Source organism: Pseudomonas sp. SG20052 (genome assembly GCF_031766055.1).
GTDB lineage: Bacteria > Pseudomonadota > Gammaproteobacteria > Pseudomonadales > Pseudomonadaceae > Aquipseudomonas > Aquipseudomonas mandelii.
Map to the genome: position 1 here is coordinate 4,938,079 of NZ_CP134498.1, position 22,883 is coordinate 4,960,961.

A 22,883-nucleotide genomic window follows, 5' to 3' on the forward strand; every position below is an offset into this window, starting at 1 on the left:
GTCGCTGTCCTCAGATCACAATCAGGTCGGCTTGCAACGCGCCAGCCTGTTTCAATGCTTCGAGGATCGCCATCAAGTCACCCGGTGCCGCGCCGACCTGGTTCACCGCCCGCACAATTTCGTCGAGGGTGGTGCCCGGGCCGAACTTGAACATCGGCTTGGCTTCTTGCTGAGCGTTGACCCGCGAGCGCGGCACGACGGCGGTCTGGCCATTGGACAGAGGGCCGGGCTGGCTGACAATCGGGTCTTCGGTGATGGTCACTGTCAGGCTGCCGTGAGTCACGGCGGCCGGTGAAACCTTGACGTTCTGGCCGATCACGATGGTGCCGGTGCGCGAGTTGATGATGACTTTCGCCACCGCCTGACCCGGATCGACTTCAAGGTTTTCGATGATCGACAGATAGTCGACGCGTTGACTTGGATCGAGCGGCGCGCTGACCCGAATCGAACCGCCGTCGATGGCCTGGGCAACGCCAGGGCCGAGCATGTCGTTGATCTTGTCGACGATGCGCTTGGCGGTGGTGAAGTCCGAACGGTTGAGGTTCAGGGTCAGGCTGTTGCCCTGGTTGAAACCGCTTGGCACCGAACGCTCCACCGAGGCACCGCCCGGGATACGACCGGCCGACGGAACGTTGACGGTAATCTTCGAACCGTCGCGGCCTTCGGCATCAAAACCGCCGACCACCAGGTTGCCTTGGGCGATTGCGTAGACGTTGCCGTCGATACCCTTGAGGGGTGTCAGCAGCAAGGTGCCGCCGCGCAGGCTCTTGGAGTTACCGATGGACGAAACGGTGATATCGACCTGCTGACCCGGCTTGGCGAACGCCGGCAGATCAGCACTGATCGACACGGCGGCGACGTTCTTCAACTGCACGTTGCCCGAACCCGGCGGCACCTTGATGCCGAACTGCGAGAGCATGTTGTTGAAGGTCTGCAGAGTGAACGGGGTTTGCGTCGTCTGGTCGCCGGTGCCATTAAGCCCGACCACCAGGCCGTAGCCGATCAATTGGTTGGAGCGCACGCCGGAAATACTGGCGATATCCTTCAGCCGCTCGGCTTGCGCGTTGAACGCAGCCGAGAGCATCAGGGCAGCCACCATCAGGTGTTTAAGATTCAACGTGGCCACCTAGAAAGGGAACAGCGGGCTGAGGAAGAAACGGTCGAACCAGCCTGGCTGACTCGCATCGGCAAACGCACCGGTGCCCGAGTAGGTGATGCGTGCATCGGCGACGCGGGTCGACGACACGGTGTTGTCGGTGGAGATGTCATCGGCGCGCACCATGCCGGCAATCCGCACCAGCTCATCGCCGGTGTTGAGCGTCAGCCACTTCTCTCCGCGCACGGCGATGATGCCGTTGGGCAGCACGTCAGCGACGGTCACCGTGATCGAGCCGGTCAGGCTGTTGCTCTGCCCGGACTTGCTGTCGCCCTTGGTCGCGCGATCACCTTCGTAGCCAACGTCCAGGCTCAGGCTACCGCTGCCCACAGGGTCGCTGGTGCTCAGGCCACCGCCAAAGAACGAGCTCAGGCCGATGTCGGTCTTGCTGTTCTTGCCGATTTGCGAGTTGGCGTTCTTGCTGGCCTGGGTGCGCTCGTTCAGGGTGATGGTGATGATGTCACCGACCCGGAACGCCTTGCGGTCGCTGTACAGGTTCTGTTCAAAGCCGGCCTGATAGATCGAGCCGTTATTGGCGGCAGCCGGCAACGGCGTGCGCGGCAACACCGGGGCGTAGTAAGGGTCATTGGGCTTGGGTGGCGGAGCGACGCAGCCCGCGAGCACGACGACCCCACTCAGTGCCAGAACAGATACAAAGCGATTCATGACCCTACCTCACGGTGTTGCAGACGACCTCATGGCCGCCTCATAGACTGATTACAGATTCTGCGTTACGAACGAGAGCATCTGGTCGGCGGTGGAGATCACCTTGGAGTTCATCTCGTAAGCGCGCTGAGTGGTGATCATGTTGACCATCTCTTCAACGGTGCTGACGTTGGACGTTTCCAGGGTGTTCTGCAGCGTGGTACCGAAACCGTTCAGGCCCGGGGTGCCGACTTGCGGCGCGCCGCTGGCAGCGGTTTCCAGGAACAGGTTGTTACCCACGGCTTGCAGGCCGGCCGGGTTGATGAAATCGGCGGTTTGCAGGTTGCCGATCACCTGGCTGGCCGGGTTACCCGGAACGGTGACCGACACGGTGCCGTCGCGACCGACCGTGAAGGTCTGCGCGTCGTTCGGAATGACGATGGCCGGTTCCAGGGCGAAGCCGCTGGCATTGACGATCTGGCCATTGGAATCGAGGTGGAACGTGCCGTCACGGGTGTAGGACGTGGTGCCGTCCGGCTGCAGAATCTGGAAGAAACCGCGACCATCGACGGCCAGGTCCAGCGGCTGCTCAGTGGTTTGCAGGCTGCCGGCGGTGAAGTTTTTCTGGGTGCCGACGATGCGCACACCGGTACCCACTTGCAGACCCGACGGCAGTTCGCTGTCCTGGGTCGACTGGGCGCCTGGCTGGCGTTTGATCTGATAGAGCAAGTCCTGGAACTCGGCACGGTCACGTTTGAAACCCGTGGTCGACACGTTGGCCAGGTTGTTGGAAATGGTCGTCAGGTTGGTGTCCTGGGCGGACAGACCTGTTTTGGCAACCCATAGAGCCGGAAGCATTCGATTCTCCTCGTGCGCCTGTTTTACGGCGCGACGTTCTGATAATTAGCTGATCTGCAAGACCCGAGCCATGGCCTGGTCATCGTCTTTGGCGGTGTTCATCATCTTGATGTGCAGCTCGAACTGCTTCGACAAAGCCAGTACCGAGGTCATTTCTTCCACGGCGTTGACGTTGCTCGACTCAAGGAACCCGGACACCAGTTTGACGCCTGCATCGGCTTGCGCCGGCTTGCCGTCCTTGGTGTGGATCGAACCATCCAGGCCTTTGGTCATGTTCTTCAGGTCAGGGTTGACCAATTTGATACGGTCGACTTCAGCCATCACACGCGGGCCTTCGCCCATCGCACGGATGCTGATGGTGCCGTCTTCGCCCACTTCGATCTGCTGCTCGGGCGGCACGGCGATCGGTCCGCCATTGCCCATCACCGGCATACCGTTGCCGGCACGCAGCACGCCCAAGGCGTCCACGTTCAGGCTGCCGGTGCGCACGTAGCTTTCAGCGCCATCGGGTGTCTGCACGGCGATCCAGCCATTGCCTTGCACCGCGACATCGAGGTCGCGACCGGTTTCCACCAGCGAACCTGGTGAGAAGTCGGTGGCCGGACGCTCGGTCATGGCAAACGCACGCGCCGGAAAGCTGTCACCAAACACCGGCATCGAACGGGCCTGTTCCAGGTCCTTCTGAAAACCGTTGGTAGAGATGTTTGCCAGGTTGTTGGCATGAGCCTTCTGCGCCAGTGCATTCTGGCTGGCGCCGGTCATTGCCACATAAAGGTACTTGTCCACACTCTTTCCTCTGCATGCCGGACGTTTGCCGCCCACCGCTGTACTGTTGAGCGATAAGCAATTTACAGACCAACTTTTTTCTGGCGGTGCGAGGCCCGGCAAACAAAGGACTTGAGGGGTTTTGCGGGGATTGAGGAATTGTATCGGAGACGAAAAACCGGCGGTGTTATGCCGGTTGGTGGCAAGTGCTGGCCTTTGCAGCCAACAGGATCCCCTGTGGCGAGGGAGCAAGCTCCCTCGCCACAAAGTTGTCATTGCTTCAGCTTAAGCGTCGGGGTCTTTGCCGACATCATATTCACGCAACTTGTTGGCAATGGTCGTATGCGAAACCCCCAACCGCTTGCCCAGCTGCCGACTGCTCGGATGCTCGGAATACAACCGCTCCAGCACCGCTTTCTCAAAGCGCCCGACGATCGCATCCAGCCCGCCTTCGAGGGAGAAATCGCCAAGCGGCTGACGCACGCCGTAATCCGGCAAGCGAATGTGCTCGGCCTTCACGGTCCCGCCTTCGCACAACGAAACCGCCTGGAACAACACGTTTTCCAATTGCCGGACATTGCCCGGCCAATGGTAATGACTGAGCCGCTCCATCGCCGCTGGCGCCAGCTTCGGCAGCGGGCAACCGATCTGACGACTGGCCTGGTCGAGGAAGTGCTCCACCAACGGCGTCAAACCATCGAGGCATTCACGCAGCGGCGGAATGTGCAGTGAGAGCACGTTCAAGCGGTGATACAAATCCTGGCGAAACTCGCCCCGCGCGCATAACTCGGACAAGTCCACCTGCGTCGCGCAGATCACCCGCACATCCAGATAGACCTCTTCATCACTGCCCACACGACGGAAGCAACCGTCCTGCAAGAAGCGCAGCAATTTCACCTGCAAGCGCGGGCTCATTTCCCCGACGCCATCGAGAAACAACGTACCGCCCGCCGTCAGCTCCAGCAGCCCAAGCTTGCCTTCGGCACGCGCGCCTTCGAAGGCGCCGGGGCCGTAGCCGAACAGCTCGGTCTCCGCCATCGATTCCGGCAGGCCGGCGCAGTTGAGTGCCATCAAGGGTGACTGGCCGCGTGGGCTGGCGAGGTGGCAGGCGCGGGCCAGCAATTCTTTACCGGTGCCGGTTTCGCCTTCTATCAATAGCGGTGCATCCAGTGGCGCCATGCGCCGCGCTTCGCGGACCACCGCGGCCATGACTTTCGAGCTTTGGAAGATGCTGTCGAACCCGCGCAGTTCCTGCTTGCGCACGTTATAGATGCGCTCCCCCACCCGATCAGCGCGGTGCAACGTCAGGACTGCACCGGCCATGGCTTCGCTGTCGTCATGCTCGGATTGCAGCGGCGCGATGTCGGCGAGGAACACATCGCCCTTGACCTTGACCCGCAGCCCGTTGATCCGCGACTTGTTGGCACGCACCAGTTCCGGCAAATCAAAATCCTCGGCGTAACGCGACAGCGGAATCCCCGGCACCTCATCCACCCGCACCCCGAGCAACTGCGCCGCCGCCCGGTTAGCCGCCACGATGGAGCCGCCCATGTCGATCGACAACACCGGAAACTCCAGGGCGCCGAGCAAGGCATTGAGCTCCATGTGCCGACGCTCGCTGGGCATCAGCCCTACACGCTTGACGCCAAATACCCCGGCAATCGACTCGAATTTCGGACGCAACGCCTGGAACTGAATATTGATCAGGTTCGGGCAGTGCAGGTAGATCGCATTGCCATGCTCACCGCCGACCTCGCCGCGAGCGACGTTGATTCCGTACTCGACCAGCAAGTTGAGAATGTCGCGCAGGATGCCGATGCGGTTCTGGCAGTGGACTTTGATACGCATATAAAGGCCCAAGAAAAACGGTCAATAGGTTGGATGCCCGAGGTACAACCCTGTGGGAGCGAGCCTGCTCGCGAATACGTCGGTGCATTCGGCATTGATGTGTCAGGCAGAACGCTTTCGCGAGCAGGCTCGCTCCCACAGGGTATTTTTTTGCTGGCACGCTCAGATAGCCGTCAAGATTATGTGACAGGCGCAACGCTTTTCAAACCCGAAAAACTCAATACCTGCGCCACTGCGATCCATTCGTAACGAAATCTTTACGAAAACTGGAGAGATTTCCTACGCAGGGCACGATTCACCTACTGCAACGCGGCACGCCTTGGAGTATTTCTAAGTCCATAGCAGCACATAACAAGAATGAAATCCCCTAGCAGGAGAGCAGCATGAAGCAGACGCAGTACGTGGCTCGCGAGCCCGATGCGCAAGGTTTTATCGACTACCCCGCTGAAGAACATGCGGTGTGGAACACGCTGATTACTCGCCAACTGAAAGTGATCGAGGGGCGTGCGTGCCAGGAATACCTGGACGGTATCGAAAAACTCGGTCTGCCCCACGACCGCATTCCGCAACTCGGTGAAATCAACAAAGTCCTCGGTGAAACCACCGGTTGGCAAGTAGCCCGAGTGCCGGCGCTGATCCCCTTCCAGACCTTTTTCGAATTGCTGGCCAACAAGCAGTTTCCGGTGGCGACCTTTATTCGGACCCGCGAAGAGCTGGATTACCTGCAAGAGCCGGATATTTTCCACGAGATCTTTGGCCACTGTCCGCTGCTGACCAACCCTTGGTTCGCGGAATTCACCCACACCTACGGCAAGCTTGGCCTACAGGCCACCAAGGAAGAACGCGTGTACCTCGCGCGTCTCTACTGGATGACCATCGAGTTCGGCCTGGTCGATACACCAGAAGGCCTGCGCATTTACGGCGGCGGCATTCTCTCCTCGCCGAAAGAAACCGTTTACTGCCTGTCGGACGAACCTGAGCATCAGGCCTTCGATCCGCTGGAATGCATGCGCACGCCTTACCGCATCGACATCCTGCAGCCGCTGTACTTTGTCCTGCCGAACCTCAAGCGTCTGTTTGATGTGGCTCATGAAGACATCATGGCCATGGTCAAGCAAGGCATGCAGCTCGGTTTGCACGCGCCTAAATTTCCACCCAAAAAAGCCGCGTGATCCGCAGCTTTTAGAATCAAGTGAGCCTGTCAGGACACGACGCTTTGCTATAGCGTGGTGAAACTGACGGCCGATTTCCAATCATTCGATTTCAGGAACCCATCATGTCCACATTGAATCAAGCCCATTGCGAAGCCTGCCGCGCCGATGCCCCTCAGGTCAGCGACGAAGAATTGCCGATCCTGATCAAGCAGATCCCGGACTGGAACATCGAAGTGCGCGACAGCGTGATGCAACTGGAAAAAGTGTTCCTGTTCAAGAATTTCAAGCACGCCCTTGCATTCACCAACGCAGTCGGTGAAATCTCCGAGGCCGAAGGCCACCACCCTGGCCTGCTCACCGAGTGGGGCAAAGTCACCGTGACCTGGTGGAGCCACTCCATCAAGGGTCTGCACCGCAACGACTTCATCATGGCCGCTCGCACTGATGAAGTGGCCAAGAACGCCGAGGGCCGCAAATAATGCATTTCGACGCCATCGGTCGAGTACCCGGCGATCCGATTCTCGGCTTGATGGAAGCCTATGCGCAGGACCCGAACCCGCGCAAATTCGACCTTGGCGTGGGCGTCTATAAAGATGCCCAGGGCCTGACGCCGATTCCCCAGTCCGTGAAGCTGGCCGAGCAGCGCCTGGTGGATCGCCAGACCACCAAAACCTACATCGGTGGTCACGGCGAACCGGCGTTCGGCAAGGCGATCAGCGAGCTGGTACTTGGCGCCGACTCCCCGCTGATCGCCGAACAACGGGCCGGCGCCACCCAGACACCGGGCGGCACCGGCGCGCTGCGCCTGAGCGCCGACTTCATCGCCCAGTGCCTGCCGGGCCGTGGCGTGTGGCTGAGCAACCCGACCTGGCCGATCCACGAAACCATCTTCGCGGCGGCCGGGGTCAAGGTCAGTCATTACCCCTACGTCGGCAGCGACAACCGCCTCGACGTTGAAGCCATGCTGGCAGTGCTCAAAGACGCGCCGAAGGGCGATGTGGTGTTGCTGCACGCCTGCTGCCACAACCCGACCGGTTTCGATCTGTCCCATGACGATTGGCGCCGCGTGCTGGACGTGGTGCGCAGCCGCGATCTGCTGCCGTTGATTGACTTCGCCTACCAAGGCTTCGGCGACGGCCTGGAACAGGATGCCTGGTCGACCCGTCTGTTCGCGGCCGAGTTGCCGGAAGTGCTGATCACCAGTTCCTGCTCGAAAAACTTCGGGCTGTACCGCGATCGCACGGGTGCGCTGATTGTCTGTGCGAAAACCGCTGAGAAGCTGGTGGATATCCGCAGCCAACTGGCAAACATCGCCCGCAATCTGTGGTCGACGCCGCCGGATCATGGCGCTGCCGTGGTCGCGACGATTCTTGGCGATCCCGAGTTGAAAAGCCTCTGGGCCGACGAAGTGGAAGCCATGCGTTTGCGCATCGCCCAATTGCGCAGCGGCCTGATGGAAGCGCTTGAACCCCATGGTTTGCGTGAGCGTTTTGCGCATATCGGTGTGCAACGCGGGATGTTTTCCTACACCGGCTTGTCGCCGGAGCAAGTGAAACAGCTTCGTGATCATCACAGCGTGTACATGGTCGGCACCGGCCGTGCGAACGTGGCCGGGATCGATGCAACCCGCCTTGATCTGCTGGCCGAGGCCATCGCCGAAGTCTGCAAGTAACCTCAAGCCCTGCACATTCCCACCTGTGGGAGCGGCGGTGCGGCGATCCGACTTGCTCGCGAAAGCGGTGTGTCAGGCGACATAGATGTCGGCTGACACTCCCTCTTCGCGAGCAGGCTCGTTCTCACATTTGTTTTGCTGACCCTTCCAACGAACCAATCGCTGAAGTTGCGCCCGGCCGCGTCAGCGGCGAGAGGGTTGCAACCTCACCAGAGTGGGAGCAAGCCTGCTCGCGAAGGGGCCAGTCAGAGCAACCCATCACTCTCGGGCAACTCATACTCCGCCGCAACCTTCCCAGCCCTCCCCGGCTTGCTCAGGGTCGGCTCCTTCTCCAGACACTCCACCAGATAATCAATAAGCACCCGCAATTTCGGCGGCAAATAGCGCGTCGGCGAATGCAGCAACCAGGCGCCGCCATGGTAGGACGCGAGGAAGGTCCAGTCCGGCAGCACCTGCACAATCAACCCTTGCTCCAGCGCATAACGCGCCGTGAAATACGGCAGACTGCCAATCCCGATGTGCTGCAACACCGCCCCCAGCCGCACGCCTGTGTGATTCGCCGCATACCGACCGCGCACACCGACCGTCACAGCCTTGCTGCCTTTCTTGAATTTCCAGCGCGCATCGCTCGGGGTTTCACCCAGGTAGATACAGCTGTGGTTGAGCAAGTCGTGGGGGTGCGTCGGCGTGCCATGTTCGGCGAGGTATTGCGGTGTAGCGCAGAGCAAATGGTCGATGGTGAGCAATTGCCGCCCGACCAACCCTGCGGGCGGTCGATCGGTAATCCGAATCGCCAGATCAACGTTGTCGTCGATCAGATCCACCTGCCTATCCTCAAGCAACAACTCCACATCCACTTTGGGATAACGGCGCAGAAATTCCGGCATATGCGGGTGAATCACAAATCGACCGACCGCCTTGGGCACGCTGACCCGAACCAGCCCTTCCGCCTCATGGGTGAACTGCCCGCTGATTTCCATCACGGACTTGGCCGCACTGACCATTTCCTGGCAACGCTTGAACACCTCTTCGCCACCGTCGCTCAAGCGCAGCTTGCGCGTGGTTCGCTGCAGCAGACGCGTGGCCAACGCTTTTTCCAGACGCGAAATACTGCGACTCACCGCCGAGGGTGAAGAACCCATCTGACGAGCCGCTTCGGAAAAGCTGCCGGTCTCGACAACCTTGACGAAAATCGCCATTTCACCCAGTAACGGCAGTGGAAGATTTATGCTCACAGCGCAACAGTCCTTTGATGTTTGAACGGATTATCACGCAATTCCACGATTCATATAATAAAAAGAGAAACTTTAATGAGGACATGGAATATGACGCTTCGCCTCTTTTTCCATAGTGATGACCTCAAGGCCAATGTGGAAGTCCTGGATTGCACGCCCCAGGAAAACGAGTTTGCGGTGGTGCTGCGCGCCACGTTGTTTCACCCCCAGGGTGGCGGCCAGCCTTTCGATACCGGCTGGATCGGCGAAAGCCAAGTGCTGCGCGTGGTCCAGGACCCGGACCGAATCATTCATTTTGTCGACCGGCCAATAAAACCCGGCATGACCCAGATCAGGATTGACGAGCAACGCCGCCGGTTCAATTCGCGCATGCATTCGGCCGGCCACCTGATCGGCCATTTTGTCCAGGCACTGGGCTGGATGCCGGTCAAGGCTCATCACTGGCCGGGCGAAGGACGCGTGCAATTCAAACCGTTGGAGTCGGCAAAAGAGATGGATGCCGAGATGATTCAGCACGGCATCGAGCAATGGGTCGCCCATGACCTGCCGCGCCTGACATCGATGCGCGAAGGCGCCCGGGAAATTGGTTTCGGTGAGCTGCCCGCCTACGGCTGCGGCGGCACCCATGTACGTAGCCTGAAGGATTTGGGCACGGTCACGATCGCTTCCCTTTCACTGAAAAAGGGAATGCTGTCAGTCCACTACAGCGTGGATTGAGCTTTCGGCGATGTCGTCCCCGGCATCGCCCGACGCCCGGGGGAGCCCGCATTCGCGGGTTCTGTTGACTATCTAATAGATGGACCTAAGACATGATGCTTGACGTCGAGCGTCTCGATGAGACGTGCATAAAAAAACTGGCCAATGAAGAAGTCCTCGCCATCCGCGTCAAAGGCCTGTTGCCCCAGCCGCTGGCGATTCAGATTGGCGACAAGATCCTCGCCCCGGGTTTCGAAGGCTATATCAATGCGCCGAGCATCGGTCGCATCGGCATGGCGTTTTATGAGGCGGAAAACCAGCCGCTGCTGATCGAAGATTATTTCGAGCATGCCTCGCGCAACATCGCGGAATTACGCAAACGTTGCGCGCCCTACTCGTCCCCGGTCGACACCTTGCGCTGCATGCTCGATGAGTCCTGGCCGGCGGGTGCGCACCTGGAAAATCTCTACGGCCGCAAGATGTATGTCGGCCTGTCCCGCGTGGTGAAACCAGGGGTGTGCTTCCTGGCCCATCACGACATTTTCGCCAAGGATGCCCCCGACAGTTACCAGGCCAGAAGCCTGGAAGCGCAGTTCGCCTGCAACGTCTACCTGAACATGCCCTCCGAGGGTGGCGCCTTGCAGATGTGGGACCACGATATTTCTCCGGATCAATTCGACGAGATGCGTGGCGACAGCTACGGCATCGACCCGGCCTTGCTCGGCACGCCGGCCCTGGAGATTCGTCCTGAGCCGGGTGATTTCATCATGTTCAATTCGCGCTGCATGCACTCGGTAACACCCGGCGTGGCGGATCCGCGATTGAGCCTTTCGTTCTTTGTCGGCTATCGCGGCAATGCTTCACCCCTTACTTTCTGGAGTTGAAATGCTTTCGAATTACCTGGGCGAGTTCCTTGCGCTGGCGACTATTCACTTTCTGGCTGTGGTCGCACCTGGACCGGACTTCGCTGTCACCATCCGTCAAAGTGTGCGTTTCGGCCGGTTGGTCGGGATCTGCACGGCCCTGGGCATCGGTGCGGGGATTTCCGTGCACGTGCTCTACACCCTGCTCGGGGTCGGCGCGTTGATGCACACGACGCCCTGGTTACTGACGGTGGCCAAGGTGGTGGGCGGCGTTTACATTTTGTACCTCGGTGTCAGCCTGCTACGCAGTAAACCCAAATCCGCGCTTGAGGGGGACAAAGTCGCCAACGAGCCCGTCGTCGAACAAACACTGTTGAAGGCGTTCACCACCGGCTTTTTGACCAACGCGACCAACCCCAAGGCAACGCTGTTTTTCCTGGCAATTTTCACCACGCTCATCAGCGCTACGACACCCTTGAAGATCCAGGCGCTGTATGGGGCCTGGATGTGTTTTGTGAACGCGCTGTGGTTCGTGATCGTCGCGCTGTTCTTTTCCAGCGCCCGGGTGCGATTGCTGTTCATGCGCATGGGGCATTGGTTCGAACGCACCATGGGGGTGATTCTGATCCTGTTCGCCGGGCGTTTGATTCTCTCGATGTAATAGCGCCTCAAACGCAAAAGGCCCGCTCAGTCTGACTGACGGGCCTTTTTCGTATCTGCTCCGCTTTTGCATTTCTGTGCGACAGATCCCACATCAGGGACTCCCGTAACACTCCGTTACAGTGTTAGCTTGGAACCGTTTCTGTCTCATCGATCAGAAACTTCTCACTCCACTGCCTGCAAAGGAATGCCAACAGCAATGAATTTCTCACTCAAGCACCTGGCTGCGTCAACCCTGATACTGGCCAGCCTTTCGTCGTTCACCCTGACAGCGCAGGCCAACATCACCCCGCAACAGAGTGCGGCGATCCTCAAGACGTTCAGTGACACCTCCGTAACGGATTTCAGGCAATTCCTGGGAGGCCTGGCCAAGAGCGACCTCGGCAAAACCGACAATCTCGGCCCCGCCATCAGCGCCTTCCTCGACAACAAGACCCTCACTCCAGACCAGCAGAACGAAATCCATCGCCTGCTTGGTCTCTACGCACGGGTGAAATACGGTGCCGCCGCCACCGAGACCCTGCGCGAGCTGGTGGCTATCCCGACCTTCCGCGTCGAGGGCGTTGAACAACACGACAATCCCGAATTCATCAAGATCGCCGACAAGATCAAGGGCCTCGCCCAGGCGTTCAACCTGAACTTCCGCAACATTGACAACCGCGTCTATGAAATATCCCTTGAGGGCAGCGGCGACGAAGTCGTGGGCATTCATGCGCATGCCGATGTGGTGCCCGTAACGCCGGAGAACTGGGTTCTGAAAGACGGCACCAAACTTGATCCATTCAAGGTCACCCTGATCGGCGACCGCATGTATGGCCGGGGCACCGAAGATGACAAGAACGGTATCGTGGTAGCGCTTTATGCGATGAAGGTCATCAAGGAAGAGAAGCTGCCGCTGGCGCGCAATTTCAAGCTGCTGGTCGATACCACCGAAGAAACCACCGGCGACGCCATCCCTTATTACTTCGAACACAACCCGACACCCAACTACAACCTGGCGCTGGATGGCGGCTACCCGGTAGTGATTGCGGAGAAAGGCTACGGCACCGTGATGGCGAACTTTGCCAAACGCAAGGCTGAGGGCAAGGGCGCCGAGATCATCTCGATGACCGGTGGCATGGCCACCAACCAGATCCCGTCGACATCGGTCGTCACCCTTTTGAGTGAGAAGCCTGTCGAGTTGGCCGCCAGCCTGCAGAAGGCCGGCGCCGAATATGCCAAAAGCAATGGCGGCAACTTCGACGTCACCGCCAAAGTTGATGGCAAGGATGTCAAATTGACGGTCACCGGCGTTTCCGCCCATTCCTCCGAGCCCGAATCCGGCATCAACCCGGTGTCGAGAATGCTGGGCTTCATCAATAGCCTCGACGGCAAGGTTGCGCTCAAGCACAACCACATCACCGACGCCGCCCGCTACGCTGCCGACAACTGGGGCCTGGATTACCTGGGAGGCAAATTGGGGGTCGGTTTTTCCGACGCCTTCATGGGACCGTTGACCGCTTCGCTGACCTATGTCGGGATGGACGATAAAGCCTTCAAGCTCGCGGTCAACCTGCGAGTGCCGAAGGGCAAGTCGCCGGAAACGCTCAAGTCTGAAATCGCCGATAAGCTTGATGCCTGGAGCAAAAAGACCCACGTCGCGGTGGCCTTCGACTACTCGATCGCCGAGCCGATGTACCGCAACCCTGAAGGTGAATGGGTCAAGGCCTTGCTCGCCGTGGCCAGCGAAAACCTGGGCATGGAACACAAGTACGGCACCTCTGCGGGCGCCACTTCGGTCCATGAACTGCCCAATGGCGTGCAATTCGGCCTGGCCAGGCCCGAGGTCAAGTACACCGGCCACACCGACAACGAGTTCAAGACGGTCGACCAGTTCCTGCTGGACCTGCAGATCGTGACGGAAATGATGGGGCGGATCGGGCAGTTGTCGAAACTCTGATCGCCTTTTCGGACCCGCTGTTGTGGCGGGTCCGACGCGTTGATCATCTTGATGCCGGCACTGACAAAAAAGGACCGTCGGTCCTTTTTATAAATGACACACAAACAAAAACGCCGCTCATTGCTGAGCGGCGTTTTTGTTGAATATGGAGCGGGAAACGAGACTCGAACTCGCGACCCCGACCTTGGCAAGGTCGTGCTCTACCAACTGAGCTATTCCCGCAAATGGCGTCCCCTAGGGGACTCGAACCCCTGTTACCGCCGTGAAAGGGCGGTGTCCTAGGCCACTAGACGAAGGGGACACGCTAACTGAAACACATGGTGTGTATTTCAGTGCCCAAATCCGCATCCGAAGATGTCGGCTCTGGCTTCACTCAGCCCTGCCCGAAAGCAACGCTGCTTAAAATTGGAGCGGGAAACGAGACTCGAACTCGCGACCCCGACCTTGGCAAGGTCGTGCTCTACCAACTGAGCTATTCCCGCATATGGCGTCCCCTAGGGGACTCGAACCCCTGTTACCGCCGTGAAAGGGCGGTGTCCTAGGCCACTAGACGAAGGGGACACACGTACAACATTCACTCCCTACCGCGTTTCGCTGTGTGCTTTACGCTGTAAGTGGCGCGCATTCTATGGATGGATTGAGGGGTCGTCAACCCCCAGATATAAATTTATTTAAATCAATGACTTCGCCCCGCTTTCAGCCGGGTTTCCGGCTTTTGCGCCTGCTGACCTTTGGCGACTATATTCTGATAACCACCAAGACGTTATAGTCCGTCGCTGAAGATGATGGCAATCTGAACCACGATTGCCAGTATTTATATAAGTCGAACCCCGGCCGATATAAAGATAGCCACAACCGATTCAACTCGTCGAGCGGTCCTATGCGCCCAAATGCCAAGCCACTACACTCGATCGCGAACCCTATAAAGAGGTCTTACCGGTGACACCACTCATGATCACCCTGCTAGTCGTAGCCGGGATCGCACTATTGATCGCCATTGGCTACATGAACCATGTGGTGGAAAACAACAAGCTGGAAAAGGCCCGTACCAAGGTTGAACTCAACGACCGCCTGCGTCGCTGCGGCGAAATCACCGAGACCTTCCCCGGTCAGCTGATGACACCTGGCCTCAAGCTGCTGCTGACCCGCCTGGAACTCAATGTCTGCAAGCGTTTGCTCAACCTGGAAAAAACCAGTTCCAACCTCAGGGCCCGGATTACCGAACTCGAAGCCCTGGTCGCGCAAGGCGAATCGATCCCGGTCAACAACCCGCCGGCACCGATCCAGACCGAGGCCAAGGCCAAGGACGTGCGTTTCCTGCTCGAAGCCCTGCACGGCCAAATCACCCGCGCCGCACAGGATGGCTTCCTGCCGACCAACGAAGCCAAGCGCTGGATCCGCGAAGTGCGCCACATTCTGGTCCTGCTGCACATTGAGTTCTTCAATAACCTGGGCCAGCAATGCCTGCAACAAAACCAGCCAGGCCAGGCCCGCCTCGCCTTCGAGCGCGGTGTGCAATACCTGCGTAAACAGCAGGAACCACAGATCTACGCCGAACAGCTCGAATACCTGGAAAAACTCCTGGCGCGAGCCAACGCCATGGTGATGGACAACATCGCGGCCGTTGAAAGCGAGACCAACCAGTTGAACGCCGGCCTCAAAGAAGTTGAAGCGGATGCGGACTGGAAGAAAAAAGTGATCTACGACTGATCGGAAGAATCAAGGAAGCCACCGCGAGGTGGCTTTTTTTTTGGACGGGGTTTGGCGGGTGAGTACTGCCGGTCAAGATGGGTTGGCGGCGAGGCCCTCATCGCTGGCAGGCCAGCTCCCACAGGGTCAGGTGTTCACCTGCAAGTCATTGGTCGGCTGTCAGGCCGCCTTCGCGGGCAAGCCTCGCTCCTACAAGGGGTTCGCTGTACACGCTTCGCTCTTCACCACTCATCAGGCCGAGCGTTAGCTCGCCAGCAGCTTGGTCGTCATCGCTGGCAGGCCAGCTCCCACAGGGTCAGGTGTTCACCTGCAAGTCATTGGTCGGCTGTCAGGCCGCCTTCGCGGGCAAGCCTCGCTCCTACAAGGGGTTCGCTGTACACGCTTCGCTCTTCACCACTCATCAGGCCGAGCGTTAGCTCGCCTGCAGCTTGGCCGTCATCGCTGGCAGGCCAGCTCCTACAGGGTTAGGTGTTCACCTGCAAGTCAGTGGTCGGCTGTCAGGCCGCCTTCGCGGGCAAGCCTCGCTCCTACAAGGGGTTCGCTGTACACGCTTCGCTCTTCACCACTCATCAGGCCGAGCGTTAGCTCGCCAGCAGCTTGGTCGTCATCGCTGGCAGGCCAGCTCCCACAGGGTCAGGTGTTCACCTGCAAGTCATTGGTCGGCTGTCAGGCCGCCTTCGCGGGCAAGCCTCGCTCCTACAAGGGGTTCGGTGTAAACGCTTCGCTCTTCACCACTCATTAGGCCGAGCGTTAGCTCGCCTGCTTTTGATCTTGATCCACCCGCCCCTTTCGGGAGGCTGAGTGGAGGTGTTCATCCGGGGAGTGGCGCGCAGCGCCGTTCGACGCAGTCGAACACGCTGCATGCAGGTCGTCGCGAAGCAGACCGGAGGGCAGTGTCCCCGGATGGATACCGGAGCGAAGGAACGCCGAGCCTTGGCGAGGGGCCGGACGCTTGGGGCGAGACTTTTTGGTTCCTTTTGGCTGGGCCGGCACTCCGGGCGTTTGACAAAAGGGACTCGCCGTAAGGGAGAAACCGCCGGCCGCCGTTACCGCAGGAATGGATATACACCCGGTCAACAGCAGCATGGTCGGCTATCAGGCCGCCATCGCGAGCAGGCTCACTCCCACATTAGATCTGTGCACATACGCAGGGAGACAAATCAGAGCCGGAAGTGTCCGACCATCCCCTTCAACTCAACCCCCAACTGCGCCAATTCAATGCTCGACGCCGCATTCCCCCGCATCGCCAACGAAGACTGATCCGCACTCGCACGAATACTCGTCACACTGCGATTAATCTCCTCGGCCACCGAACTCTGCTCCTCGGCGGCCGCCGCAATCTGCTGGTTCATCTGCTGAATCAACGACACCGCCGCCGCAATACTTCCCAGCGCACTCTCAGTCTGCAACGCGTCACTCACCGCCAGCTTCACCAGCTCACCACTGTTCTGAATCTGCTGCACCGACGACTGCGCCGCCGAACGCAAGGCGCTCACCAGACGCTCAATCTCCTCGGTCGATTGCTGAGTGCGCTTGGCCAACGCCCGAACCTCATCCGCCACAACCGCAAACCCCCTGCCCTGCTCGCCGGCCCGTGCTGCCTCGATCGCCGCATTGAGCGCCAACAGGTTGGTTTGCTCGGCGACACTCTTGATCACACTGAGCACCGTGCCGATGTTCTGGATTTCTGCACTCAGGCTTTCGATGCTCGAACTGGCCGACGTCGCCGAATCCGCCAGCTGCTCGATCCGCGCCATGCTTTGACGCACCACCTGCTGGCCACTTTCCACCTTGCCGTCCGCCGTTTGCGCAGCCTGAGCGGCTTCCTCCGCGTTACGCGCCACATCGTGCACCGTCGCCGTCATCTGATTCATTGCCGTGGCGACCTGCTCGGTTTCTTCCTTCTGGCTGCTGACCTCCAGGTTGGTCTGCTCGGTCACCGCCGACAAGGATTGCGCCGAACTCGCCAACTGCTCGATACCGGCCTGCAAACCGCTGACGATGGTGCTCAGCCCCGCCCCCATCTGTTGCATGGCCTGCATCAACTGGCCGATTTCGTCACGGCGCGTCACTTCAACCGTCGCACTCAAATCACCCGCGGCGATCTGCTGCGCAACACGAATCACACTGCGCAGCGGCGCCACGATCAATCGGGTAATGACCCACGCCGCGATCAACCCGACCAGCAACGCCAGGGCCGAGGAGCCGATGATCAGCATCGAGTTCTTTTTCAATTCGGCCTGCATCGACTGGTCTTCGGCGACATACGCCTGATCGACCCGCTCCACCACCTGCGCAGCACGCTGGTGCAGTTGCTCATAGACGGTTTTTTCCTGGGCTAACAGACCGGTGTATTCGGTCAGTTTCTCGCTGAAACTGGTGATGTGACCCGCCACTTCATTGAGGACAGTCTGATAGCCCTCATCCTTGACTGTGGTTTTCAACTGCTCGGCCTGAACCTGCGCCTGATCGGCCTGCTCGATCTTGCCCTGAGCTGCGCTGTCATCGCCCTTGCGGCTCTGATCCAGACGCACACGTGCTTCGTTCATGGCCTGCAGCATCAACCGCGACACCTGGCTGACCTGATTGGCTTGCTCGATGAACTGCCCACCGTCCTTGCCTTCGGACTCCTTCAAGGTATAGGCGCCATCGTCGGCAAGCCCGGCTTGCAGGACATCCAGATTATTGGCCACGCTGGACACCGACCAACTGGCCATTTCCAGGGCCAGGTCCTTGGCCTGACTCAGCGAGACGAATTCGTCGAAGGCCTTGCGATAAGCCGCCAGGGACTGCTCGACGTCATTCATCACTGGCACGTTGGCCGCTGAAGCAGCCTTGAGCTGCGTCGCCAAGGCGATCAGGCCATCAACCCCCTGGCGCAGGGCATCCGCGGTTTTCGGGTTGCCGTGCAAGGCGTATTCCTGCTCAAGCAGTCGCACCTTGAGCAAACCGCTGTTGAGCGACGACATCTGCTTGAGCCCGTCGAAGCGCTGACTGATGGTTTGCAGGGACCAAACGCCGATGGCTGCCACCAGGGCCGTCAACAGCAGCACCAAGACAAACCCGACACCCATTTTTTTTGCCATACCGAGGTTGGCAAAACGTCCTTGCACGGCCGAAATCATTGCACTTAGTCCCCTGACATAGTCTGTTGACGCAGATTCGCAATGGGCATGGGCCAGCACAAGTCTCTGGCGTCGGAATAATGGCAAAAAGCTACGTCCACGTCGTTTTCAGAACGCTTTAGGTCGATTCGCAGCGGTCGCCTGAAAAAATGCCCGGGCACGAGGATCGCAGGCATAAGCGACGTTGATGCGCTGCCAATCTTTCGCCTGGCCGTCAGGACTGAAGGCCGTGGCAGAAGACAGCAGCACACCGCAGCGCCGGGCCTGTTTGCGCACCTGAGCGTAGTCGGACATCCGCGATCGCGCCCAGATAAACAGGCCACCAGCCGGCTTGCCGAAAACTTCCCACTCGGCGTCTTCGAGCACTTGCAAGGCCGCCTCTCTGTCCGTATTCAAACGCTGGCGCTGACGCTGTACCAGTTTGCGGTACGCGCCGCTGGCCAACAGGCAAGTCAGCACCGATTCGCAGAACCTTGAGGCGCCCATGCTGCTGATCATCTTGACCTCGGCCAATCGCGATATGACCCCTTCGCTGGCCACGACAAAGCCGACCCGCAATGAACTGCTGAGGGTTTTCGAGTAACTGCCAACGTAGATCACGTTGTCATCCCCCCCCAATGCAGCGAGGCGCGTGCCGGGGCCGTAGTGCAAATCCGCATAGACGTCATCTTCAATCACCAGAACGCCATGGGACTTGGTCAATTGCAAAACCTGCTGCGCCATCGCAGGCGTCAGGCAACTGCCCGTCGGGTTGTGGTAGAAACTGTTGATGAATAGCGCGCGGGGCCGGTGCTTTAACAATAGTAATTGCAGTTGCTCCGTGTCGGGCCCGCGCGGGGTACGAGGCACCTCGATCATCGTCACGCCGTGCAGCCTGAGCAGGTCAAACAACAGTGGATACCCCGGACTTTCCACCACCACGCAATCTCCCGGCTTGAGCAAGGTGCGCACGATCAGGTCGAGCCCCTGACTGGCACCTGCGGTGGTCAGGATACGGTTTTCATCCACTTCGATACCGAGCCGTCCAAGGCGTTTGAGAATTTGCAGACGCAAGGCAGGCAGGCCTCGTGAAGTGCTGTAGTTGAACAACCCGGCCATGTCGGTACGGCTGACCTGACGAATCGCGTAGCTCAGGTCGTCAGTTTCGCGCCAGCTCTCCGGCAACCCGCCACAGCCCAGCTTAAGTTCGCCCGAGCAGCCGCCCTGTTTCAGTTCCGCCCCTTCGAACCAGAGGCAATCCTGTTGCCCCTGGGCGACCAGCGTTGGCGTGGCGACAATGAAACCGGCGCCATGACGCGGCGCCAGCACACCTTGAGTCACCAGCCGCTCACAGGCTTCGACGACGCTGGACTGACTGAGCAGATTGACCCGCGCGATGTGCCGCGCAGAAGGTAAACGCGTCCCTGGCTGCACCTCGCTCTGACGGAGCCAGACGGCCAACCCATCGACGATTTGCTGTACGACCGGCACCAATGCCTGTCGATCGATTCTCAATTCCATGAGCAAGCAAACTCCTGTCCATTTGCGGGGAGCAGTTAATCACAGGTGCGCAGGATCGGATGTGCGACAACGCCGCCAAAAGCCTCGGTTCTAACCATTTGAAACACATTGTCCGCCGCCCTTCGCGACACCATGAAAAAGCCCGCACGTGTGCGGGCCTTTTCCTACGAGGCAGGTCTTGATGGGTCAGAACGCCGTGACACCACCGTCCACTGCCAGCGAGTGACCGGTGGTGAACGCCGCGCCGTCGCTGCACAGATACAGCACGGCACTGGCGATTTCCTCGACCTTGCCGATGCGGCCGACCGGGTGCATGGCGTTGGCGAACTCGCCCTTCTTCGGGTCCGCTTCATAGGCGCGACGGAACATGTCGGTGTCGATCACCGCCGGGCATACCGCGTTTACGCGAATCTTTTTCTTGGCGTATTCGATCGCCGCCGACTTGGTCAGGCCGATCACCGCGTGTTTCGACGCCGCGTAAATGCTCATCTTCGGCGCCGCACCAAGGCCCGCCACCGAAGCGGTGTTGACGATCGCGCCGCCACCCTGGGCCAGCAGCAACGGCAACTGGTACTTCATGCACAGCCAGACGCCTTTGACGTTGACGCCCATGATCGCGTCGAACTCATCAAGGGTGCCTTCAGCCAGTTTGCCTTTTTCGATCTCGATGCCGGCATTGTTGAAGGCGTAGTCCAGACGGCCGTAAGTATTCACCACTTCGTCCATCAGATTTTTTACATCGCTTTCCAGCGTGACGTTGCAGCGCACGAAGGTCGCTTCGCCGCCCGCTGTACGAATCAGCGCCACAGTGCCTTCGCCCCCGGCCGTGTCCATGTCGGCCACCACCACTTTCAACCCTTCAGCGGCGAATGCCTGGGCGGTCGCGCGGCCAATACCGTTGGCAGCGCCGGTCACCACGGCGACCTGGCCGGAAAACGTCATGCTCATTGTTATGCCCTCAAAGAGAAGAATGCGGGGGATCGTGTGTTTCCAGTCTAGCCACAGGGGCATGGGACACGGCAGCACTATCAGAAGCCCGGTTGAGTGACCATGAGTGGCAGTGATAGAACTGCGGCACCGACTATCACTGCACTGGATCGACGTCCATTCGCCGCATCAGCCAAACTTGCGGCATCGATCATGAAGGTCTATCAACAAGGCTTCATTCATCTTGAGTGCCTGTCATGACTACCCAGACCAATCGCCAGTTCCTGCTCGCCAAACGTCCGGTGGGCGCGGCTACCCGCGAGACCTTTACCTATCAAGAAGTGCCAGTCGGTGAACCGGCTGCGGGTCAGATCCTGGTCAAAAACGAATACCTGTCCCTGGACCCGGCCATGCGTGGCTGGATGAACGAGGGCAAGTCCTACATTCCGCCGGTCGGTATCGGCGAAGTCATGCGCGCATTGGGTGTAGGCAAAGTCGTTGCCTCGAACAATCCTGGTTTTGCGGTCGGGGACTACGTCAACGGAGCCTTGGGCGTACAGGATTATTTCCTCGGCGAGCCACGAGGTTTCTACAAAGTCGATCCGAAACTGGCACCGCTGCCCCGTTACCTGTCCGCGCTGGGCATGACCGGGATGACCGCCTACTTCGCGCTGCTTGATGTCGGCGCACCGAAGGAAGGTGACACCGTGGTGCTATCCGGCGCGGCCGGTGCGGTGGGCAGCATTGCCGGGCAGATCGCCAAGATCAAAGGCTGCCGCGTGATCGGCATCGCGGGCGGCGCGGACAAGTGCAAATTCCTGATCGACGAACTGGGGTTTGACGGCGTCATCGACTACAAGAACGAAGACGTGCATGCCGGCCTTAAGCGTGAATGTCCAAAAGGTGTCGACGTGTATTTCGATAACGTCGGCGGCGATATTCTCGACGCGGTGCTGGGTCGCCTGGCCATGAAAGCGCGCGTGGTGATTTGTGGCGCCATCAGCCAGTACAACAACAAGGAAGCGGTCAAGGGCCCGGCCAACTACCTGTCGTTGCTGGTCAACCGCGCGCGAATGGAAGGCTTCGTGGTGATGGACTACGCTGCTCAGTTCGCCGCCGCCGGGCAGGAAATGGCCGGCTGGATGGCCAAGGGGCAGCTCAAGAGCAAGGAAGACATTGTTGAAGGACTGGAGACCTTCCCGGAGACGCTGATGAAATTGTTCAGCGGCGAGAATTTCGGGAAGTTGGTGTTGAAGGTTTAACCCAACAGTTGAATTCACCCCAAAACCAATGTGGGAGTGAGCCTGCTCACTCCCACATTTTTGATCTTCGGTGTTTGATCAGGCGATTTCGGCTACAACTTCGGCCAACGCCTTCGCTGGATCCGCCGCCTGGCTGATCGGACGGCCAATGACCAGGTAATCGGAACCGGCATCCAGCGCCTGACGCGGGGTCAGGATACGGCGCTGATCGTCCTGGGCGCTGCCCGCCGGGCGAATCCCCGGGGTCACCAGTTGCAGCGTCGGGTGCGCCGATTTCAGGGCACGGGCTTCCAGGGCCGAGCACACCAGACCGTCCATTCCGGCTTTTTCTGCCAGTGCCGCCAGACGCAGCACCTGTTCCTGCGGCTCGATGTCCAGGCCGATACCCGCCAGATCCTCACGTTCCATGCTGGTCAGCACGGTCACGCCGATCAACAGCGGTTTGGGGCCGGTACGCTGATCCAGCACTTCACGGCAGGCGGCCATCATGCGCAGACCGCCGGAGCAATGAACGTTGACCATCCACACGCCCATTTCCGCCGCGGCTTTAACCGCCATCGCGGTGGTGTTCGGGATGTCGTGGAACTTGAGGTCCAGGAACACTTCAAAGCCCTTGTCACGCAAGGTGCCGACGATTTCCGAGGCGCAGCTGGTGAACAGCTCCTTACCGACTTTGACCCGGCACAGTTTAGGGTCCAACTGGTCGGCCAGCTTCAGTGCGGCGTCACGGGTGGGGAAATCCAGGGCGACGATGATAGGAGTCTGGCAGACGGACATGTGCGGGCTCTCAGGCAGGACGAAATCGGCGCGCATTGTAGCGGAACCAGCGCCACTGCGGGACCCGATGATCGGTAAATCGTCCCGAAGA

Annotated in this window: 19 protein-coding genes, 4 tRNA genes and 1 pseudogene; 9 read left to right on the forward strand and 15 right to left on the reverse strand. The window is 59.5% G+C overall.

Translation table 11 applies throughout. The annotated features are described in order from the left end of the window. Nucleotides 1-10: 10 nt before the first annotated feature. The 5 genes from RHP74_RS22680 to RHP74_RS22700 form a co-directional block, all read right to left on the reverse strand. On the reverse strand, nucleotides 11-1,099 hold the full coding sequence (locus RHP74_RS22680) for a flagellar basal body P-ring protein FlgI (protein WP_010457013.1): 1,089 nt from the start codon (nucleotides 1,097-1,099) through the stop codon (nucleotides 11-13). 27 nt (nucleotides 1,100-1,126) lie between these two features. Next, the gene (flgH, locus tag RHP74_RS22685) at nucleotides 1,127-1,822 is read right to left on the reverse strand and encodes a flagellar basal body L-ring protein FlgH (protein WP_010457015.1); all 696 of its coding nucleotides are present in this window, start codon (nucleotides 1,820-1,822) and stop codon (nucleotides 1,127-1,129) included. 51 nt (nucleotides 1,823-1,873) lie between these two features. Continuing rightward, nucleotides 1,874-2,659, reverse strand: a complete 786-nt coding sequence (gene flgG, locus RHP74_RS22690) for a flagellar basal-body rod protein FlgG (protein ID WP_010457017.1) — start codon at nucleotides 2,657-2,659, stop codon at nucleotides 1,874-1,876. Between the two features lie 45 nt (nucleotides 2,660-2,704). Continuing rightward, complete coding sequence (locus tag RHP74_RS22695; RefSeq protein WP_010457018.1) at nucleotides 2,705-3,445, reverse strand: flagellar basal body rod protein FlgF; 741 nt, start codon at nucleotides 3,443-3,445, stop codon at nucleotides 2,705-2,707. A gap of 264 nt (nucleotides 3,446-3,709) precedes the next feature. After that, a complete protein-coding gene (locus RHP74_RS22700) occupies nucleotides 3,710-5,272 on the reverse strand; it encodes a sigma-54-dependent transcriptional regulator (protein ID WP_311096339.1) in 1,563 nt (520 codons plus the stop codon). Nucleotides 5,273-5,655: 383 nt separating this feature from the next. Between RHP74_RS22700 and phhA the strand changes: the two genes are divergently transcribed. The 3 genes from phhA (at nucleotide 5,656) to RHP74_RS22715 (ending at nucleotide 8,098) form a co-directional block, all read left to right on the forward strand. Beyond that, complete coding sequence (gene phhA / locus RHP74_RS22705) at nucleotides 5,656-6,444, forward strand: phenylalanine 4-monooxygenase (protein ID WP_010457022.1); 789 nt, start codon at nucleotides 5,656-5,658, stop codon at nucleotides 6,442-6,444. A gap of 104 nt (nucleotides 6,445-6,548) precedes the next feature. Further along, entirely contained in the window at nucleotides 6,549-6,905 is a 357-nt protein-coding gene (locus RHP74_RS22710; protein WP_010457024.1) for a 4a-hydroxytetrahydrobiopterin dehydratase, read from the forward strand. Then, entirely contained in the window at nucleotides 6,905-8,098 is a 1,194-nt protein-coding gene (locus tag RHP74_RS22715; protein ID WP_010457025.1) for an amino acid aminotransferase, read from the forward strand. The genes RHP74_RS22710 and RHP74_RS22715 overlap by 1 nt, the downstream gene beginning before the upstream one ends. A 245-nt stretch (nucleotides 8,099-8,343) precedes the next feature. Here the strand turns inward: RHP74_RS22715 and RHP74_RS22720 are convergent, their stop codons facing one another. After that, the gene (locus RHP74_RS22720) at nucleotides 8,344-9,333 is read right to left on the reverse strand and encodes a LysR family transcriptional regulator (protein ID WP_010457027.1); all 990 of its coding nucleotides are present in this window, start codon (nucleotides 9,331-9,333) and stop codon (nucleotides 8,344-8,346) included. A gap of 90 nt (nucleotides 9,334-9,423) precedes the next feature. On the opposite strand from RHP74_RS22720, the gene RHP74_RS22725 reads away from it, so the two are divergent. From RHP74_RS22725 to RHP74_RS22740, 4 genes are all read left to right on the forward strand, one after another. Next, nucleotides 9,424-10,050: a hypothetical protein gene (locus RHP74_RS22725; protein ID WP_010457029.1), complete on the forward strand. Its 627-nt coding sequence runs from the start codon at nucleotides 9,424-9,426 to the stop codon at nucleotides 10,048-10,050. Between the two features lie 92 nt (nucleotides 10,051-10,142). Continuing rightward, nucleotides 10,143-10,913, forward strand: a complete 771-nt coding sequence (locus RHP74_RS22730) for a 2OG-Fe(II) oxygenase (protein ID WP_010457032.1) — start codon at nucleotides 10,143-10,145, stop codon at nucleotides 10,911-10,913. Nucleotide 10,914: 1 nt separating this feature from the next. Further along, a complete protein-coding gene (locus RHP74_RS22735; RefSeq protein ID WP_077748608.1) occupies nucleotides 10,915-11,553 on the forward strand; it encodes a LysE family translocator in 639 nt (212 codons plus the stop codon). Between the two features lie 198 nt (nucleotides 11,554-11,751). Then, nucleotides 11,752-13,491, forward strand: coding sequence for a dipeptidase (locus RHP74_RS22740; RefSeq protein WP_311096340.1), 1,740 nt, complete (start codon nucleotides 11,752-11,754; stop codon nucleotides 13,489-13,491). A 146-nt stretch (nucleotides 13,492-13,637) separates the two neighbouring features. Here RHP74_RS22740 and RHP74_RS22745 read toward each other — a convergent pair. The 4 genes from RHP74_RS22745 to RHP74_RS22760 all read right to left on the reverse strand — a co-directional run bounded on the left by RHP74_RS22745 (nucleotide 13,638) and on the right by RHP74_RS22760 (nucleotide 14,052). Next, nucleotides 13,638-13,713: transfer RNA gene (locus tag RHP74_RS22745), tRNA-Gly, on the reverse strand. 3 nt (nucleotides 13,714-13,716) lie between these two features. Further along, nucleotides 13,717-13,792 (reverse strand) — tRNA-Glu (locus RHP74_RS22750). A 105-nt stretch (nucleotides 13,793-13,897) separates the two neighbouring features. Then, nucleotides 13,898-13,973, reverse strand: a tRNA-Gly gene (locus RHP74_RS22755). 3 nt (nucleotides 13,974-13,976) lie between these two features. Beyond that, nucleotides 13,977-14,052, reverse strand: a tRNA-Glu gene (locus RHP74_RS22760). Nucleotides 14,053-14,430: 378 nt separating this feature from the next. Here RHP74_RS22760 and RHP74_RS22765 point away from each other — a divergent pair. Then, nucleotides 14,431-15,201 (forward strand): hypothetical protein, encoded by a 771-nt coding sequence (locus RHP74_RS22765; protein WP_010457037.1) that lies wholly within the window; start codon nucleotides 14,431-14,433, stop codon nucleotides 15,199-15,201. A gap of 1,160 nt (nucleotides 15,202-16,361) precedes the next feature. On the opposite strand, the gene RHP74_RS31455 is transcribed toward RHP74_RS22765, so the two are convergent. The 4 genes and pseudogenes from RHP74_RS31455 to RHP74_RS22780 form a co-directional block, all read right to left on the reverse strand. Continuing rightward, on the reverse strand, nucleotides 16,362-17,243 hold the full coding sequence (locus tag RHP74_RS31455; protein WP_370655173.1) for a methyl-accepting chemotaxis protein: 882 nt from the start codon (nucleotides 17,241-17,243) through the stop codon (nucleotides 16,362-16,364). Between the two features lie 27 nt (nucleotides 17,244-17,270). After that, nucleotides 17,271-18,326: pseudogene (locus tag RHP74_RS31460) on the reverse strand (HAMP domain-containing protein); the annotation flags it as partial. Between the two features lie 108 nt (nucleotides 18,327-18,434). Further along, nucleotides 18,435-19,826 (reverse strand): PLP-dependent aminotransferase family protein, encoded by a 1,392-nt coding sequence (locus tag RHP74_RS22775; protein ID WP_221107073.1) that lies wholly within the window; start codon nucleotides 19,824-19,826, stop codon nucleotides 18,435-18,437. A gap of 186 nt (nucleotides 19,827-20,012) precedes the next feature. Further along, complete coding sequence (locus tag RHP74_RS22780; protein ID WP_077749218.1) at nucleotides 20,013-20,774, reverse strand: SDR family oxidoreductase; 762 nt, start codon at nucleotides 20,772-20,774, stop codon at nucleotides 20,013-20,015. A gap of 236 nt (nucleotides 20,775-21,010) precedes the next feature. On the opposite strand from RHP74_RS22780, the gene RHP74_RS22785 reads away from it, so the two are divergent. Beyond that, nucleotides 21,011-22,015 (forward strand): NADP-dependent oxidoreductase, encoded by a 1,005-nt coding sequence (locus RHP74_RS22785; protein ID WP_010457045.1) that lies wholly within the window; start codon nucleotides 21,011-21,013, stop codon nucleotides 22,013-22,015. 78 nt (nucleotides 22,016-22,093) lie between these two features. On the opposite strand, the gene pyrF is transcribed toward RHP74_RS22785, so the two are convergent. Next, nucleotides 22,094-22,792 carry an orotidine-5'-phosphate decarboxylase gene (gene pyrF / locus RHP74_RS22790; protein ID WP_167362277.1) on the reverse strand — a complete coding sequence of 233 codons (699 nt, stop codon included), beginning with the start codon at nucleotides 22,790-22,792 and terminating at the stop codon, nucleotides 22,094-22,096. Between the last annotated feature and the right edge of the window lie 91 nt (nucleotides 22,793-22,883).

Bases quoted from the DNA above. Each gene is read 5' to 3' on its own strand.
- RHP74_RS22740 (WP_311096340.1), top strand. From the start codon at position 11,752: ATGAATTTCTCACTCAAGCACCTGGCTGCGTCAACCCTGATACTGGCC.
- RHP74_RS31455 (WP_370655173.1), bottom strand. From the start codon at position 17,243: ATGCAGGCCATGCAACAGATGGGGGCGGGGCTGAGCACCATCGTCAGC.
- pyrF (WP_167362277.1), bottom strand. From the start codon at position 22,792: ATGTCCGTCTGCCAGACTCCTATCATCGTCGCCCTGGATTTCCCCACC.
- RHP74_RS22710 (WP_010457024.1), top strand. From the start codon at position 6,549: ATGTCCACATTGAATCAAGCCCATTGCGAAGCCTGCCGCGCCGATGCC.
- RHP74_RS22735 (WP_077748608.1), top strand. From the start codon at position 10,915: ATGCTTTCGAATTACCTGGGCGAGTTCCTTGCGCTGGCGACTATTCAC.
- RHP74_RS22775 (WP_221107073.1), bottom strand. From the start codon at position 19,826: ATGGAATTGAGAATCGATCGACAGGCATTGGTGCCGGTCGTACAGCAA.
- RHP74_RS22785 (WP_010457045.1), top strand. From the start codon at position 21,011: ATGACTACCCAGACCAATCGCCAGTTCCTGCTCGCCAAACGTCCGGTG.
- RHP74_RS22730 (WP_010457032.1), top strand. From the start codon at position 10,143: ATGATGCTTGACGTCGAGCGTCTCGATGAGACGTGCATAAAAAAACTG.
- RHP74_RS22780 (WP_077749218.1), bottom strand. From the start codon at position 20,774: ATGAGCATGACGTTTTCCGGCCAGGTCGCCGTGGTGACCGGCGCTGCC.
- RHP74_RS22715 (WP_010457025.1), top strand. From the start codon at position 6,905: ATGCATTTCGACGCCATCGGTCGAGTACCCGGCGATCCGATTCTCGGC.
- RHP74_RS22700 (WP_311096339.1), bottom strand. From the start codon at position 5,272: ATGCGTATCAAAGTCCACTGCCAGAACCGCATCGGCATCCTGCGCGAC.
- RHP74_RS22680 (WP_010457013.1), bottom strand. From the start codon at position 1,099: ATGGTGGCTGCCCTGATGCTCTCGGCTGCGTTCAACGCGCAAGCCGAG.
- flgH (WP_010457015.1), bottom strand. From the start codon at position 1,822: ATGAATCGCTTTGTATCTGTTCTGGCACTGAGTGGGGTCGTCGTGCTC.
- flgG (WP_010457017.1), bottom strand. From the start codon at position 2,659: ATGCTTCCGGCTCTATGGGTTGCCAAAACAGGTCTGTCCGCCCAGGAC.
- RHP74_RS22725 (WP_010457029.1), top strand. From the start codon at position 9,424: ATGACGCTTCGCCTCTTTTTCCATAGTGATGACCTCAAGGCCAATGTG.
- phhA (WP_010457022.1), top strand. From the start codon at position 5,656: ATGAAGCAGACGCAGTACGTGGCTCGCGAGCCCGATGCGCAAGGTTTT.